Origin of the sequence: Granulicella sp. L56 (assembly GCF_009765835.1) — a bacterium.
Lineage (GTDB): Bacteria > Acidobacteriota > Terriglobia > Terriglobales > Acidobacteriaceae > Edaphobacter.
The window spans coordinates 39,314-53,997 of sequence record NZ_LMUS01000004.1 but is presented as its reverse complement, the minus strand read 5'-3'; the positions used below and the strand labels follow the sequence as shown (position 1 = coordinate 53,997).

General features: G+C 59.1%; 16 protein-coding genes. 11 read left to right on the top strand and 5 right to left on the bottom strand.

Annotated features, from left to right (window positions below; all coding sequences use genetic code 11):
- Positions 1-4 precede the first annotated feature (4 nt).
- A complete protein-coding gene (locus GSQ81_RS07135) occupies positions 5-1,432 on the bottom strand; it encodes an MFS transporter (protein ID WP_158910090.1) in 1,428 nt (475 codons plus the stop codon).
- 56 nt (positions 1,433-1,488) lie between these two features.
- Here GSQ81_RS07135 and GSQ81_RS07130 point away from each other — a divergent pair, with 56 nt between their 5' ends.
- The 4 genes from GSQ81_RS07130 (at position 1,489) to GSQ81_RS07115 (ending at position 3,480) form a co-directional block, all read left to right on the top strand.
- On the top strand, positions 1,489-1,737 hold the full coding sequence (locus GSQ81_RS07130) for a hypothetical protein (RefSeq protein WP_158910089.1): 249 nt from the start codon (positions 1,489-1,491) through the stop codon (positions 1,735-1,737).
- Between the two features lie 119 nt (positions 1,738-1,856).
- Positions 1,857-2,234, top strand: a complete 378-nt coding sequence (gene queD, locus GSQ81_RS07125; protein WP_158910088.1) for a 6-carboxytetrahydropterin synthase QueD — start codon at positions 1,857-1,859, stop codon at positions 2,232-2,234.
- A gap of 11 nt (positions 2,235-2,245) precedes the next feature.
- On the top strand, positions 2,246-2,929 hold the full coding sequence (locus tag GSQ81_RS07120; RefSeq protein ID WP_158910087.1) for a radical SAM protein: 684 nt from the start codon (positions 2,246-2,248) through the stop codon (positions 2,927-2,929).
- 38 nt (positions 2,930-2,967) lie between these two features.
- Entirely contained in the window at positions 2,968-3,480 is a 513-nt protein-coding gene (locus GSQ81_RS07115) for a hypothetical protein (RefSeq protein ID WP_158910086.1), read from the top strand.
- 21 nt (positions 3,481-3,501) lie between these two features.
- Here GSQ81_RS07115 and GSQ81_RS07110 read toward each other — a convergent pair whose 3' ends face one another.
- The 3 genes from GSQ81_RS07110 to GSQ81_RS07100 all read right to left on the bottom strand — a co-directional run bounded on the left by GSQ81_RS07110 (position 3,502) and on the right by GSQ81_RS07100 (position 5,533).
- Positions 3,502-3,981, bottom strand: coding sequence for a DUF1440 domain-containing protein (locus GSQ81_RS07110; RefSeq protein WP_158910085.1), 480 nt, complete (start codon positions 3,979-3,981; stop codon positions 3,502-3,504).
- Positions 3,982-4,093: 112 nt separating this feature from the next.
- Positions 4,094-4,660: a hypothetical protein gene (locus GSQ81_RS07105; RefSeq protein WP_158910084.1), complete on the bottom strand. Its 567-nt coding sequence runs from the start codon at positions 4,658-4,660 to the stop codon at positions 4,094-4,096.
- A gap of 54 nt (positions 4,661-4,714) precedes the next feature.
- Positions 4,715-5,533 (bottom strand): enoyl-CoA hydratase-related protein, encoded by an 819-nt coding sequence (locus tag GSQ81_RS07100; RefSeq protein ID WP_318523931.1) that lies wholly within the window; start codon positions 5,531-5,533, stop codon positions 4,715-4,717.
- A gap of 8 nt (positions 5,534-5,541) precedes the next feature.
- On the opposite strand from GSQ81_RS07100, the gene ribH reads away from it, so the two are divergent.
- Complete coding sequence (ribH, locus tag GSQ81_RS07095; protein ID WP_158910083.1) at positions 5,542-6,420, top strand: 6,7-dimethyl-8-ribityllumazine synthase; 879 nt, start codon at positions 5,542-5,544, stop codon at positions 6,418-6,420.
- The gene (nusB, locus tag GSQ81_RS07090; protein ID WP_158910082.1) at positions 6,420-6,842 is read left to right on the top strand and encodes a transcription antitermination factor NusB; all 423 of its coding nucleotides are present in this window, start codon (positions 6,420-6,422) and stop codon (positions 6,840-6,842) included. The genes ribH and nusB overlap by 1 nt, the downstream gene beginning before the upstream one ends.
- 53 nt (positions 6,843-6,895) lie before the next feature.
- Here the strand turns inward: nusB and GSQ81_RS07085 are convergent, their stop codons facing one another.
- Positions 6,896-8,581 (bottom strand): protease pro-enzyme activation domain-containing protein, encoded by a 1,686-nt coding sequence (locus GSQ81_RS07085; protein WP_158910081.1) that lies wholly within the window; start codon positions 8,579-8,581, stop codon positions 6,896-6,898.
- A 162-nt stretch (positions 8,582-8,743) separates the two neighbouring features.
- Here GSQ81_RS07085 and GSQ81_RS07080 point away from each other — a divergent pair, with 162 nt between their 5' ends.
- The 5 genes from GSQ81_RS07080 to fucP all read left to right on the top strand — a co-directional run bounded on the left by GSQ81_RS07080 (position 8,744) and on the right by fucP (position 14,612).
- Positions 8,744-10,114, top strand: a complete 1,371-nt coding sequence (locus GSQ81_RS07080) for a DUF3863 domain-containing protein (protein ID WP_158910080.1) — start codon at positions 8,744-8,746, stop codon at positions 10,112-10,114.
- Positions 10,115-10,177: 63 nt separating this feature from the next.
- The gene (locus tag GSQ81_RS07075) at positions 10,178-11,239 is read left to right on the top strand and encodes a YncE family protein (protein WP_158910079.1); all 1,062 of its coding nucleotides are present in this window, start codon (positions 10,178-10,180) and stop codon (positions 11,237-11,239) included.
- 117 nt (positions 11,240-11,356) lie between these two features.
- Positions 11,357-12,193 (top strand): amidohydrolase, encoded by an 837-nt coding sequence (locus tag GSQ81_RS07070; RefSeq protein ID WP_158910078.1) that lies wholly within the window; start codon positions 11,357-11,359, stop codon positions 12,191-12,193.
- Positions 12,194-12,246: 53 nt separating this feature from the next.
- Complete coding sequence (locus GSQ81_RS07065) at positions 12,247-13,248, top strand: zinc-binding alcohol dehydrogenase family protein (RefSeq protein ID WP_158910077.1); 1,002 nt, start codon at positions 12,247-12,249, stop codon at positions 13,246-13,248.
- 35 nt (positions 13,249-13,283) lie between these two features.
- Positions 13,284-14,612: an L-fucose:H+ symporter permease gene (gene fucP / locus GSQ81_RS07060; protein WP_254060062.1), complete on the top strand. Its 1,329-nt coding sequence runs from the start codon at positions 13,284-13,286 to the stop codon at positions 14,610-14,612.
- Positions 14,613-14,684: the final 72 nt, after the last annotated feature.

Here is a 14,684-nt window from a genome sequence, read left to right as displayed (position 1 = left end):
ACGCTTAGGCGGGGTTTACTTCCAACTCCTGCGGACGATGCCCGCTGGTGGTAGCGCCTGCATCATGTGGCAGGCCGATGCTGTTGAAGACAGGTCCAAGGGCGAGAACGGCCATGAAGAGAATGGCGTAGTGAAAGTCGCGAAGCTGCGGCGTAGCAGCGGAGTGGCCATGCGCATGGGCGACCAGCCGCAATGTGATCGCCCCAACTGCGACCCCCATGCCCATGCCGAGCTGCATGACGGCGCTGAGAAATCCATTGGCACGGCTCATCCTATTGGACGGAATCTCTGAGTACGCGAGCGTCGTCATGCAGGTGAACTCCATGGATCGACAGGCGCCGTGGAAAAATAGGATGGAGACGATCAAGATAGGTGGCGTTACGGGGCTCAGGATCGCGCAAAGGGCCATGGATGCTGCGGTAATCACGCCATTGACGATGAGGATGTTGCGGAATCCGAAGCGGCGAAGTACCTGGATGACAAAGGCCTTCATGCTCAGGTCTCCGGCGAAGAGCGCGAGCAGATAGACACCCGATCGAAAGGCATTCAGGCCGAACGATATCTGAAACATCAGCGGCAGCAGAAATGGCAGTACCGAGACGGAAATGCGGAAGGCGCTTGCTCCGTAGACCGAGAGCGAGTAGGTCTTCATCCTCAGGGATTCGAGGTCAATTAGAGAGGTAGCCGGGTTGCGGCGGGCAGAGAAGGTCGCGAGGGTTCCGCTCAATACGCTGAGCGCAAGGATGAAGGTGGGCAACTGCCAGTGCACTCCCTCTGCTCCGAGCTTCTCCATGGCGTATACGACTCCGGTAGAGGCAGAGCCGGCCAACAGGAAGGTGAGCCAATCGAAGGGATGCACCTCGTCCGTGCGTACGTTCTCGACCCAGAGCATGGTCAGAATGAGGGCCAGAATGCCAAGGGGCAGGTTAAGGAAAAAGATCCAGTGCCAGCTCATGTAGGTTGTGATGAAGCCGCCCAGAGGCGGCCCGATCACGAGCGCGGTCAAGCCTGGCCAACTGATGTACGCGATGGCCTGGGCGAGCTGGTCTTTCGGAGTGCTGCGCAGCACGACTAGCCGTCCCACCGGCACCATCATCGCTCCGCCGATGCCCTGCAGAATGCGCATCAGCGTGAACTGCGTAAGCGTGTGCGACACGCCGCAGAGCAAGGAAGCCAGCGTAAAGACACCGATCGCTGCGGCAAAGACAGTGCGAGAGCCAACGCGGTCGGCCACCCATCCGCTAATAGGAATAAAGACTGCTAGAGTCAGCAGATATGCCGTCATTCCGATGTTCAGACTGACCGCGCTGACGTGAAAGCTGTGCGACATCTGTGGCAGCGCCGTGGCGATAATCGTGCCGTCCAGATTCTCCATGAAAAAAGCGCCCGCGATGAGCGTGGTGACGTATAGCGGAGAGCGGACTTTCTTCATTTCTTTAGTTTACGAAATGAGAAAGGCTCTGCCAGCCGTAAAATGAAGCTATTCATATGGGCCGTAATCTTTACATCCTTGCCGGAACGCTGCTGGTCTTTGCGATGATCTCTTTCGGGATCTCCTATACCAATATTGCGCAGCAACCGGGCTCTCCGGGCGACACGTCACTTTGGCGGACGATGGGCCTTGCGCTCTTCTTTATCAGCATGGTCGTCTCGCTCGCTGCCGTGCTTTCTTCGCTCTTCGAGCAGGCCGAGCGCCACACCGACGAGCAGCGCCGCCAGCAGCGCAAAAAGCATTAGGCCGCTCGAAGACGGTACAATGAAGTTAACAGGCTTTAGAAGGCGTAAATCACGCCGAAAGCCGCGTTACTCCAGCTCCAAATCCAGCCTGACGCGGCCGTTGAAGGGATCGTAGAACCATGTTCGAAGTCACCGTAGAAGCCGGTTTTTCCTCCGGCCACTACCTCCGCAACTATCGCGGCAAGTGCGAGAACCCGCACGGCCACAACTACAAAGTCTTCGTCACGCTGATCGGACCCGACCTCGACGAAGCCGGTCTCCTGCTCGACTTCAAGCTGCTCAAGCAGGTCATGCGTCCGGTCGTCGACTATCTCGACCACCAGATGATCAACGACCTTGAGCCTTTCACGACGGTCAATCCGTCGGCTGAGAATCTCGCTCGCTACTTCTATCAGGAGACAGCGAAGCAGCTCCACGACATGACCGGGGGCCGCGTTCGCATCAAGGACTGCACTCTCTACGAGACCGACACCAGCTTCGCCCGTTATTACGAATAAGCCCTCTCGAAATGCACTTAATCGAACTCTACAAATCCGTTCAGGGCGAGTCATCCTTCGCAGGACTCCCCTGCATCTTCGTCCGGCTCGCGGGGTGCAATCTCCGCTGCGCCTGGTGCGACTCCGAGTACACCTTCAGCGGCGGCAAGCCCTTTAGCGAGGATGAGATCGTTACCCAGATCGAGGCGCTCACCCCGTGCAGGCTGATTGAGTTCACGGGTGGCGAGCCGATGTTGCAGGCGAAGGAGCTTCTGCCGCTGATGCAGCGGCTGCTCGCACAGGATTACACATTGATGATCGAAACCTCCGGTGAACGACCATTGGCGGAAGTGCCCAAAGCTGTGCACAAGATCGTTGACGTGAAATCCCCCGGTGCAGGCGCGGCGGCTAATAGCTTCCGTCTTGAAAACCTCGAAGCCCTCACCAAAGGTGACGAGGTGAAGTTCGTCATCACCAACCGCGAAGACTATGAGTTTGCCCGCGACTTCATCCGCCAGCATGATCTGAACAGCAAGGCTGGAGGCATATTGCTCAGCCCGGCTTTCCAGCAGACACCCAGTCCGCAGCGCACGGCAGACAACATGGCGCTCGACCCGCGAAAATTAGTTGAATGGATGCTGGCTGATGGCCTCGACGCCCGCCTTTCGCTCCAGATTCACAAGTTCATCTGGGAACCGATGAAAAAGGGCGTCTAGATCGCAGATTCAAAGCTCGCCAGTGCTATATTGCTTCCATGAAGCGCTCGAAGGCCACTCCCGCGCAACTTGTTGGACTCATTATTCTGGGCACTCTTATCGTGGCAAGCGCTTTTCTTGTCGTACCGCACGGAAGCCACTATAGAGGTGATTGCAATGGCGGATTCCTCGGCTTCAGCTTCATCTCGCACCTCATCGTGATGTGCATGTTTTTCGGCGGCGGCGGTTATCTTGGCTGGTGGGCGCAACAGGAACTTACTTGTGGCATCCGGTTGGAACGCTGGAATGAGGAACAGCTTCGTTCAATCCGCAAATATTCAGAGAGTTGGGTAGCGAAGACAGGCCCTATCATTCTGCTTTTTGTCGGAGTTGTCTTTTACCTGACAGAGACTTCTCAACATCACAGTTCTTCCGTTGTGTATTGGGTTTGCTTCGTGCTGTGCCATGGGCAGATGGCTCTCAACCGCAGTCTCGCCCCACCCATCGACTCGCAATCGGCGTCAAGGCTCGAGTCGTCGGCCCCGCTGCGATCAGAGCATTGGGGCGAGTAGCCTCACGTTAGTCCGAGAGGTTTATCGCAGGATCTTTCGCACCACTCGCCGCACTGTCTCCGTTACCACGCCAAACACTGCGTGAGACGCCATCTCGCTGGTGCGCTCCCGGGTGGTCTGTTGCTCTGGTGGCGCGGACAATCCCATCGCGGGCAGCGCTCCTTCATGGGTCAACGAAGCCAGCGCCATGCCAAACCCTGCGCCGTCTTTTGCGGTTGCTGCCGGATAAAACTCAGCCAGAGCTCCGTAGGCTGCGCCGGTCAACGCGCCGAATCCCCAATGGATCGTCTCTGTGGCAACGGCTTTTTGGCCTGTCGTCAGTTCGTGCCCAGCCAGCTTTTCGGCAAGCATCGACGGAGGCTCAGGCTCTCCGTGCGTGCGCGGAGGATAGACTCTCTCCATCATCGTCTTCGCTGCCGTGGCGACAAGTCCTCCAATCAAGCCAGCTACCAGGCCCTTGACTAACGACTTCCCAAATTCAGTCTTTCTTTCCTCACCCATCTCACCCACTCGTCACCTCGACATCTTTCGTATAGGTAAGATGCATTCCATCCGTCTTAGGCTTGCCGGTGGATTCGACTGCACGTATTCAAAGAGCTAAGCAATAAAGAGCCTAGCTCTTTCCCGAATCGCTCCAGTCATACACGACAATGCCGAGATTGTTCAGAGTATTGACCACCGTCTCCACATTACGGCGGACCTGGGGACGTGCTTTGACCGGGACCTCGTGCGCCTCTTCCACCGCGATCACGCGGCCATAGGGCCATGAGCTTTGCGGTATCGCATTGAGCGCAGCGGAGAGTTCGGTCAACCGCACATTCAAATCGCGTCGTCGCGCGCCCATGGGACGCAGCAGGCCGCCCTTGCCGAGATCGCTGGTATTGGCGTCCGCGATCATTACATGCACCGTCACCATGCCGCCCTGAACCGTCAGGTAAGGATTCTGCCAGAGATTGAGACTCTTGACCGCCATGTACTGCGCCTTCGATGGCATCGGAATGGCCTCCATCTCCTGCTTCGCCTGGGCAGCTTCCTCCTGTTGTTCGGCGGCAATCGCCCGCACTTCCGCTTGGCTCGGCGTCGAGGTATGGGTGCAGCCGGTGAGCATCACGGGAAGGAGAAGGGCGGGGAGCAGGGCAAACTGGACGATGGATCGAGGGCTACGCACAAATATCAGCATATCAAGTGGCTGCTCCTTCAGAAAAGCGCCAAAGCGCAAAGTTTTGCCGGGTTTTCATCGACCTGTCCATTCCGGTAACCGCTTTTCGAGAAACGCCGTCGTTCCTTCAGCTTTATCGTCTGTTCCGCAGAGTCGCCCGAATATTTCCGCCTCCACCTGCATGGCCTCGTCGATTCGCAATCCGATTCCACGTTCGACAGCCTCCAGGCATCCGGCCACGGCCAGCGGAGCCATGGTCACGATCGCGTTGGCCAACTCCTTTGCTCGCGTCATTAACCGTTCGGGCGGGACGATCTCGTCCACCAGCCCAATCCGCAATGCCTCTGCCGCTCCGATCATCTCTCCGGTCAGCATCAGGCGCAGGGCCGCCGACCGTCCAACTAGTCGAGGCAGGCGCTGGGTGCCGCCGTATCCGGGTACCAACCCAAGCTTCACCTCCGGTTGCCCCAAACGGGCCGTTTCGCTGGCAAGACGCAGGTTGCAGGCCATGGCCAGCTCGCACCCGCCCCCCAGCGCGAAGCCGTTGATGCAGGCGATGACCGGCTTGCCACAGATCTCGATCAGGCGAAAGACCGCCTGCCCCCGCCGTGCCTTGGCTTCGCCGGATCCGGCATCGGCCGCCGCAAGTTCGTTGATGTCGGCTCCTGCGGCGAATGCCTTTTCCCCCGCGCCTGTCAGCAGGATCACGCGGACGGCAGGGTCTTTCGCGAGTGCAGTAAACACTGCTTCCAACTCGTCGAAGACCTGGGTGTTCAATGCGTTCAGAACCTGGGGGCGGTTCAGGGTGACGGTCGTAATCGGTCCATGAGCCTCGCACAACAGCATCTCGTAGTTCACCGGCATCTCCTTCGCATTGCATTTCAGACGATACAATCGAACTTATGATTAAGGGAATTACGGTTGTCGGCGCCATTGCTTCGGCGGATACGTTCGACCGGCTCAACAGCCTGCTCTCCGCACTGGGTTTTGAGCCGGGCAAAGGCTGGCAGGACGCTAAGGGCCGCGGTTCCGCGCATCTTGCGCCGCTGGCGAACCTTGAGTTTGTCACGGGAAGACCGCCTGCGGTTCCGCCATTGCTGATTGAGGTGACGCAGCTCGACCAGGTTCATGCCGCGGTCGAGAAGTGGATGTTGGCCTACTACCGTACCGAAGAGATTGCGGAGTTGCTGTCGGCAGTGGAGCTTACGCACTGGAACAGCCGCCTGTTTACGGTCAAGATTGCGACCGGCGAAGCGGAGGCGCTGACGCTGGGCTTCTGGCAGTCGGAGAATCCGCTGCACAACAAGCCGGTTGCCGTAGAAGGCGATCTGTCGGCAGCTGGAATGCGGTTTGCTATTGTGACCGCCCGTTGGAATGCGGTGATTACCGACCGTTTGCTGCAAGGCTCTTTGGATGGGCTGTACCGCAGCGGCGCGGCGAAGTCCGATGTCGAGATTGTTCGTGTGCCGGGCGCGTGGGAGATTGCCTCGGCGGCGCGCACGCTGGCTGAGTCGAAGAGGTTTGACGCGATTATTACGCTGGGGTGCCTGTTGCGCGGCGAAACTGCCCACTATGAGGCGATCTATATCGAGGTGGCGCGGGGCATTGGCCAGTCGCAGCAGGAGACTGGCATTCCTCATGCCTTTGGCGTGTTGACCTGCGAGACGCTGGAGCAGGCGCTCGATCGAGCTGGCGTAAAGGCTGGCAATAAAGGATTTGAGGCTGCAATTGCAGCGATTGAGATGATATCGATCCAGAAGAAACTGGCGGTGAAGCTCTAATGGGAACTCGACGCAAGTCTCGTGAATTGACGATGCAGATGCTGTTTCAAGGCGATCTTGGCAAACAAAGTCCTGAGGAAGTGCGTAAGCTGTTCTGGCCTTCGCGGGATGACGTGGATGCCGACACCCGCGGTTTCGCTGAGGATCTGTACCGCATCGCAACTTCGCGGCAGACAGAGATCGATGCGTTGATCGAGGCGCACGCGCAGAACTGGCGGATTGAGCGGATGCCGGTGGTCGATCGTAGCCTGATTCGTGCAGCGGTGGCGGAGATGCTGGGATTTCCTAATACTCCTGCGGCGATCATCATCAATGAATCGCTGGAGGTCGGACGGCGTTACGCTGCGCCCGAGTCGATCCACTTCCTCAACGGTGTGCTCGATGCGATTGCGCGGGATCTGATGAAGAAGCGGCTGGCCTAGGTTCCATCCCTTTAGAGAATAAAGAGGCACCCGTTTGGGGTGCCTCTTATTTTTTATCGGTTCGATTTTTTGGTGGGCTTCTTTTTAGGGGGCTTCGGTTTCGGATGCTTCTTGCCGGAGGTGGTGCCGGTGGCCAGGAATGGGATGAGAGTGCCTGTGATGGGGGAACCCAGGCCGGTGCAGGCGTCCCAGCCGGGGCCGGCGCTGAAGCTGCCGTTATTGCCCGAGGTGATGTCGCGGAAGCCGGATTTGGCCTTGGCAGCGTAGATCTGCGGCTGAAGAAACCCTGCGGTTGTGCCGTTCTGCTGGTTGGCTACGGCGATAAGACCTGCCCAGAGCGGTGCTACAGCGCTGGTGCCTCCGATGACGAGCGTCTGGCCGTCGACGCGGACGGTATAGCCGGTGGCGGGATCGGCATTGCCGCAGACGTCGGGGACGCCTCGTCCTCCCGTGCTGTTGCTCGGCGCGGGCACGTTGGAATTAGCTTGCCACGAGGGCAGAGGGAAGACGTTGCTGACACCGCCGCCGGTGGCGCCCTCGTTGCTGGCCTGCTCGTTCCAGACGACCTCGCTGGTGATGGTGCTTCCGCTGCCGGTGAGCGTGGTCCCTCCGCAGGCGAGTACGTGGGGGCTGGAGGAGGGGAAGTCAACGTTATTGCCGGTGCCCCCGTCGGATGAGCCGTTGTCGCCTGCGGCCACGGTAATAGAGATGCCGAGGGCAGCGGCAGACTGGCAGACGGTATCGAGAGCGGTCATGGACTGTTGGGTCCAGTTTGCCTCGGCCGAGCCCCAACTGATGGAGATGACGCTGGGCTTGTTGGTGGTGTCGTGGATGGCGGCATCGAGGCCATCGAGGAAGCCCTGGTCGGTGTTGGGGGCGAAGTAGACGGCTATGTTGGCTCCCGGAGCTACGGCGGCGGAGACCTCGATGTCGAGCATGACTTCTCCGTCCGCGCCATCGGCAGTGGAGGGACTGTTCTTGGCTCCGTCGACGGAGACGGCGGTGACTGTGGGTGCCGTCTGGCCAAGGGTTTTGAAGTAGGCCGTGAGGTCGGCGGTGCGGTAGCCTCCGCCTAGCTCGAGGATGCCTATGGTTTGGCCCGCGCCGCTGGCGTTGGCGGGGAACTGGTAGAGCTGGGCGACCTGGACGGGGGTGTAGGAGATGTCGGCTTGGGCGCGGATTTGAGGCGTGGCGAAGCCTCCACCCTGTGCAATAGGCTTGCTCTTTCCGTGGGCGACGCGAAAGTGGGGCTGAGCCTGGGGACGGTTGTCGAGGCCGAGGACAGCTTCGATCTTGCCTGAGAGTTCAGAGGGGAGGGTGATATTGCCTTCGCGGATGCGATAGGTGGCAGCGCCGCTAACCTTGTGGACGAGGGTGGCGCCGAAGGCCTTTTGCATGGCAGCGATGGTTCCAGTGAGCTTGAGGATGCAACTGCCAGGGATGGGGGTGCCCGCAACGGGGGTGAGGCCGTATTCTTTAGCAAAGGCTCGGATAAGCTTGAGAGCGTCGGGGTCGGGGCCGTGGGACTGGCGAAACTGGGCGCGGGTGAGGCGCTCTTTGCCCAGGCGATTCGCGGCCTTTAGCGGAGTCTTGCATTTCACCATGACGGAGACGGTAATGCGTGTGGCGGCAGGAACGGGCTTTTCGGTGGCAGGCTGGACAAAGCTTGGCTTTTGGCTGCCGGGAAGGACGATGCGGCTTTGTGTTGCGAAGCGGGAGGCGGATTTTTTTGTCGGCATGGAAGGAGTCTCCAGAGAGTGTGATGCGTTTAATGCCGTAGCCGGATGTGGATTTCATGAGGCCGGGATATCGATCTGGACATCGGCTGCTACGATGACTGCTGCCGGGTAAAGAGCGTCCAACGAAGCTGTGGGCAACTGACGAAACAGAGGAGCAGGTAGATGAATGAAAGTTGGACGAGGCGGCATTTTCTTGGCGGCGCGGCTGGTACAGCTGCATCGCTCGCGCTGGGTGGACCGGGAGCAAGTAGCCAACTCTTTGCCGAGCAGACAGCCCCGATGCGTGGACGGTTCGTGACCCACGTTTCGGTGGTGCGGGTGAACCAGATTGAGGTAACTCCCACCCGCTCGATTGGCGAAGATGAGTCTGGCGATAACAGTACAGCCCACATCCGTTCGCGGCGAGAGGCCTTTGCGAGAGGCTGCCCGGATGGGAAGATGACCTGGGCGATCAGTTGGCTTGCCTTAAAGGACGACCGCGAGGAGTATAAGCAGGCGCGGAAGCTGCTGGCCTTGTACCACGACCGCTATGGCGACGAGATCACATTTATCCCAGGCGGTTATTTTGCGCCGATGTATGACACGCGCGAGCACGTCCGGCAGACGATTCACGATGCTCTGCGAATGATCTCCGACATGGTTGGCGGTGGTTATCGCCCGGAGTGCGTGGTGGCAGGCTTCATGGACTCTGAAAACCAGAGATTGCTGGCGACCGACGAGGGCATTCATGTGTGCCAGGGCCAGATCTGGAGCCAGCACGGCATCGATCATGGGGATGGCGATGGTGGCATCTGCTATCCGTATTATCCAAGCCGCGAACACTATCTGAAGCCTGCGCAGGGACCTGCAGACTTTATCGACTGCGTGTGCCTCGATGGATGGACCTGCGATTTTCTGACGGCGCGGCGAGAGGGCTTTCAGGGCGGCTTCAACAGCCGGATGGGCGTGGGTCCGATTGAGACGGTGGGGAATCTGGGCAAGGAAGTGGGCCGCAGAGAGATGATGGATACCACCGCGGTGCACTTTGACCGTGGGCACGCCCTGAACGGTTTTGGCTGGGTGACGGGCATCTGGGAGGTATCGGTGGGCCACGACGAGGACCTGACCTACTGGTTGCAGACGATGCGCGAACGTTGGCCGGATACGCAGGTGATGACGGAAGGCGCGTTCGGGTTGGAGTGGCGCAAGCATACGCCCAGCAATGCGTTGCTCAACTACCGGTTTGACGAGAAGGGGACCGGTGCGCCGGGTTCGGAGAAGAACCTGGAGATCGAGTGGTTTATGAACCAGGAGTTTCGGCTGGCGCTTTTGCACGACTGGACCACGAACAGCCCTGCCATGGCGATCGACTTTACGCGATATGACTTGAAGGCCGAAGAACCGCGCGGTCTGCAACGTGAATGGAGCCTGATGAATGTGCTCAACCAGAAGGGGATGCGGCCGCAAGACAAGCCGAAGCGCCTGGGCCAGTTGAGCGCCGAAGACCAGCGCATGATATTCGAGCGGTATCCCGAGCTGAAGAAGCGGGCTTGATCTGGAGCTGCGGAGTGCCTTAATCTCTGGCTTTGCGGTGAGGTTTGGGGGTAGGCTCAACGCATGAAAGCTCTCGTTCGCGCTACTGTTCCCGTCGTCTATCTCTGCCTCTCCGGCTTTCTCTATGGACAGAGCAAACCTTCGGCATCGCTGCTGGTGCTCTCGAAGCAGGAGCACAGCTTGAGTGTCGTCGATCCTTCGAGCCTGCGGGTGCTGGCCAGGGTGCCTGTGGGGAATGATCCTCACGAGGTCATTGCGTCGGAGGACGGGACGACGGCGTATGTCTCGAACTATGGCTTCGGTGCGTACAACACGCTTACCATCGTTGATCTGGTAACGGATAAAAAGCTGCGAACGGTAGACCTTGGTCCGCTGCGGGGGCCGCATGGGCTTGCGTTCGAAGGCGGCAAGACGTGGTTTACCGCTGAAGCCGCCAAGGCGATTGGCCGCTACGATCCCGCTACCGGTAAGGTCGATTGGATTTTGGGTACAGGACAGAACCGTACTCATATGATCTATGTCTCGAAAGATGGGCAGCGCATCGTCACGAGCAACGTCAACTCGGGAACGGTTAGCATCATCGACCAGGAGCCGGTACGGATGCCCGGGCCACCGCCCGGAGCACATCGACCTGGCGGAATGCCACCGCCGCCGGGTGGGCCTGGTGGCGCGGCTCGCACCGATTGGAACGAGACCGTGGTTCGCGTCGGGAATGGGTCGGAGGGCTTTGACGTCTCTCCGGATGGCAAAGAGATCTGGGTTGCGAATGCGCAGGATGGCACGCTCTCAGTCATCAATTTTCATGAGAAGAAGGTAGTAGATACACTTGCCATCAACGCTCAGGGAGCGAACCGGCTGAAATTCACATTGGACGGGAAGCGGGTGCTGGTGTCGAGCGGGCCGGAGCTTATCGTTCTGGATGCGAGTACGCGCAAGGTGGTGAAACGTATCCTTATCGGTCATGGCTCGGGTGGCGTGCTGGTTGAGGCCGATGGTGCGCGAGCGTTTGTCGCGTGCGGCCCTGATAACTATGTCGCGGTCATCGATCTCAAGACGCTTGCGGTGACGGGGCACATTCAGGCTGGTGGCGAACCCGATGGTATGGCCTGGGCTGTCAGGCGCTGATAGAGGTTTCCGAGAGATAATTCGCGCAAAACCAGCCGTGGTGCGGCTGGGATAGACTTGGCTTGTGTTTTTTTGCGGCGAAAGCTGTCGCCGAGCGAGTTGAAGGGGACGAAGAGAGTGGCAGAAAAGATTGATGCACATCACCATCTTTGGCGGTATTCGCCTGAGGATTATGGATGGATCGATGACGAGATGACAGCACTGCGCAGAGATTTTCTGCCGCAGGATTTAGTGTGCGAGATCGCGGCGGCTGGGATCGACGGCACGATGGCAGTGCAGGCGCGGCAGACGATGGACGAGACTCGCTGGCTGCTGCAGATGGCCGACGAGTGCGAGGCGATTCGCGGTGTCGTGGGATGGGCTCCGATTGCCGGGGAGGACTTTCCTGGGGTGATGGAGGAGTTTGAGTTCAGGCCCAAGCTGAAGGGACTGCGGCACGTGATTCAAGGGGAGAAGGACGAGAACTATATTCTGCGCGAGGACTTCAACTCCGGCATTCGTACTCTTCTGGGTAGCGGGCTGGTGTACGACATTCTGATCTACGAGCGGCAGCTTCCGCAGGCGATTGAGTTTGTAGATGAGCATCCGGAGCAGGTGTTCGTGCTGGACCACATGGCCAAGCCGCTGATTCGCGAAGGTCTGCTGGAGCCCTGGGCTGCGCGGATGCGAGACTTGGGCAAGCGCGAAAATGTCTGGTGCAAGGTGTCGGGCCTGGTGACGGAGGCAGACTGGAAGACGTGGACGCCGGAGTCGCTACGACCCTATCTGGATGTGGTGGTGGAGGCGTTTGGGCCGGGCCGGTTGATGGCCGGGTCGGACTGGCCGGTCTGTCTGGTGGGATGTGAGTACGGGCGCTGGTTCGATGTGCTGCGAACTTACTTCGCGGACTTCAGCGAGGCCGAGCGGGATGCCGTGTTCGGTGGGACGGCGACCGCGGTGTATGGGTTGGAGTAGATTTTATGAAAGACTATTTTTCTATTTGAAAATAGGTTGATCGGAGTTTTTGAATGAAGGCGTTTCGGATAGAGGGGCCTGAGGTCGCGGCTATGGCCGAGGTCCCGGATATCGCTGTGCAGGCTGGCGAGGCTTTGCTGCGAGTGAAGATGGTGGGGATGTGCGGGACCGACCTGAATACGTTTCGCGGCCGCAATGCGATGGTGACGTTTCCACGCGTGCCGGGCCATGAAGTCGCGGCAGAGGTTGTCGAAGGCGGTGGTGCTCTGGCGGCGGGAACCCTGGTGACGATTTCGCCTTATACGAGTTGCGGCAAGTGCGCTTCATGCCGACGCGGCAGGGTCAACGCCTGCCAGTTCAACGAGACGATGGGGGTGCAGCGTGATGGCGCGATGACGGAGTACATCAGCGTTCCGGTTGAGAAGCTCTATGCCGCGAAGCTGTCGATTAAAGAGTTGTGTCTGGTTGAGCCGTTGACGGTTGGGTTTCATGCGGCGGCGCGTGGACGGGTGAGTGCGGAGGACACGGTTGCGGTGTTTGGATGTGGCGGCGTAGGACTTGGTGCGATTGCCTCGGCTGCGTTTCGTGGTGCGGAGACGATCGCGATCGACATGGACGACGCTAAGCTCGAGATTGCACGCAAGGCTGGAGCGAAGCATCTGATCCACTCGAAGAACGAAGACCTGCACGAGCGGTTGAGCGCCATTACGGACGGGCATGGGCCTGATGTGATGATCGAGGCGATTGGGCTGCCGCAGACCTTTCGTGCGGCGGTGGAAGAGGTCTCCTTCACCGGGCGCGTGGTGTACATCGGCTATGCGAAGGAGCTGGTGGCATATGAGACGCGGCTGTTCGTACAGAAGGAGCTGGATGTCATGGGCAGCAGAAATGCGCTGCCGGAGGACTTTCGCGAGGTAATCCGAATGCTGGAGGCAGGACAGTTTCCGGTGGAGGATGCGGTGAGCGCGGTGGTTCCGCTGGCGGAGGCGGCGCGGCTGCTGGGCGAGTGGAGTGCGGCTCCCGCAAAGTTTACGAAGATTATGGTGGAGATTTAAAGCTTAGGAACAGAGTTCAGGATTGAGGGATAGAGATGCAGATTTCTACGCCGATTGGCGGAAGCGCAAAGGTTGACGATGGCACGAAGCACCCCATGTTTCCTGTGGGGCACCTGCTGCCGTTCATTTTTGTGACGGTACTGTTTTTCCTTTGGGGAATGTCGAACAACCTGACTGACATTCTCGTGCAGCAATTCAGGAAGTCGTTCGAGCTGTCGCAGTTCAGCGCACAACTGGTGCAGACGGCGAACTTCTTCGGCTACTTCTGCATGGCGATTCCCGCGGCATTGCTGATGCGCAAGTGGGGCTACAAGGCCGGGATGGTGACCGGGCTGGTCATCTTCGGGGCGGGAATGGTGCTGTTCTGGCCTGCGGCGGTGAGCGGGCAATACTCGTTGTTTCTGATCGCTCTGTTCACGGTCGGCAGCGGTGCTTCGGTGTTGGAGACGGCGGCGAATCCTTTCATCGCGCAGTTCGGCGACCCACATACTTCGGAACAGCGGTTGAACTTCTCGCAGGCGTTCAACCCTCCGGGGACGATTACCGGGGTGCTGATCGGGACTTATTTCATTTTCTCTGGCGTGGAGCCGAAGGCCGCGCAGATTGCGGCTATGAAGCTGGCTGGCACCTATCATGCCTATCTTCATAGTGAGATTATGCGCGTGGTGCCAACGTATCTGACGTTCGGTGTGGTGGTGCTGCTGTGCGCGCTGATCCTCTCGCGCACGAAGTTTCCGGTGATGACGTCGGAGCATGAGGGCGAAGGCGAGAACCATGGCAGCTTCGGAGAGTTGCTGCGAGTTCCGGCGATCTGGATTGCGGTGGCAGCGAACTTCTGCAACGTAGGTGCGCAGATCTCTTCGTGGAGCAGCCTGATTCCTTATATGAAGCAGTACACTGTCGTGAGCGAGCGGACAGCCGCACTGTATCTACTGGCGACGTTGATTGCGATGGCAGCAGGACGTTTTGTTTCGACTCCGTTGATGCGTTTTGTGCGCCCCAGCCGGATGCTCGCGGTTTATGGTGTTGTCAACGCGCTTCTGATGCTGGTCGCGGTCAATCGCCCAGGACTCATTGGGGCATGGGGAGTTGTGGCCAGCGGATTCTTCATCTCGATTATGTATCCCACGATCTTCGCTCTCGGCCTCAAAGGGTTGGGACGGAACACGAAGATCGGCGGCTCGTTGCTGGTGATGGCAATTGTCGGCGGCGCGATCTTTCCGCCGGTATCTGGATTGATTGCACGGCAGACGGGAAGCGTAGCGCTGGGGTATCTGGTGCCGATGGTTGGCTTCTGCGGTGTGGCTCTCTATGGCTTCTATCAGTCGGCACAGCGAAGCTTGCTTTCGGGGCCGGCTTACTGAGAAGCGCTTGAGCTGAATGGGCGCGACTGAGATCGCGCCCATTCAATTTATGTGCAACAAATAAAAGCGTGG

Coding starts and splice junctions, on each gene's coding strand:
- GSQ81_RS07065 (WP_158910077.1), top strand. CDS start 12,247: ATGAAGGCGTTTCGGATAGAGGGGCCTGAGGTCGCGGCTATGGCCGAG.
- GSQ81_RS07080 (WP_158910080.1), top strand. CDS start 8,744: ATGAATGAAAGTTGGACGAGGCGGCATTTTCTTGGCGGCGCGGCTGGT.
- ribH (WP_158910083.1), top strand. CDS start 5,542: ATGATTAAGGGAATTACGGTTGTCGGCGCCATTGCTTCGGCGGATACG.
- queD (WP_158910088.1), top strand. CDS start 1,857: ATGTTCGAAGTCACCGTAGAAGCCGGTTTTTCCTCCGGCCACTACCTC.
- GSQ81_RS07110 (WP_158910085.1), bottom strand. CDS start 3,981: ATGGGTGAGGAAAGAAAGACTGAATTTGGGAAGTCGTTAGTCAAGGGC.
- GSQ81_RS07105 (WP_158910084.1), bottom strand. CDS start 4,660: ATGCTGATATTTGTGCGTAGCCCTCGATCCATCGTCCAGTTTGCCCTG.
- GSQ81_RS07120 (WP_158910087.1), top strand. CDS start 2,246: ATGCACTTAATCGAACTCTACAAATCCGTTCAGGGCGAGTCATCCTTC.
- GSQ81_RS07075 (WP_158910079.1), top strand. CDS start 10,178: ATGAAAGCTCTCGTTCGCGCTACTGTTCCCGTCGTCTATCTCTGCCTC.
- GSQ81_RS07115 (WP_158910086.1), top strand. CDS start 2,968: ATGAAGCGCTCGAAGGCCACTCCCGCGCAACTTGTTGGACTCATTATT.
- GSQ81_RS07130 (WP_158910089.1), top strand. CDS start 1,489: ATGGGCCGTAATCTTTACATCCTTGCCGGAACGCTGCTGGTCTTTGCG.
- nusB (WP_158910082.1), top strand. CDS start 6,420: ATGGGAACTCGACGCAAGTCTCGTGAATTGACGATGCAGATGCTGTTT.
- fucP (WP_254060062.1), top strand. CDS start 13,284: ATGCAGATTTCTACGCCGATTGGCGGAAGCGCAAAGGTTGACGATGGC.
- GSQ81_RS07135 (WP_158910090.1), bottom strand. CDS start 1,432: ATGAAGAAAGTCCGCTCTCCGCTATACGTCACCACGCTCATCGCGGGC.
- GSQ81_RS07085 (WP_158910081.1), bottom strand. CDS start 8,581: ATGCCGACAAAAAAATCCGCCTCCCGCTTCGCAACACAAAGCCGCATC.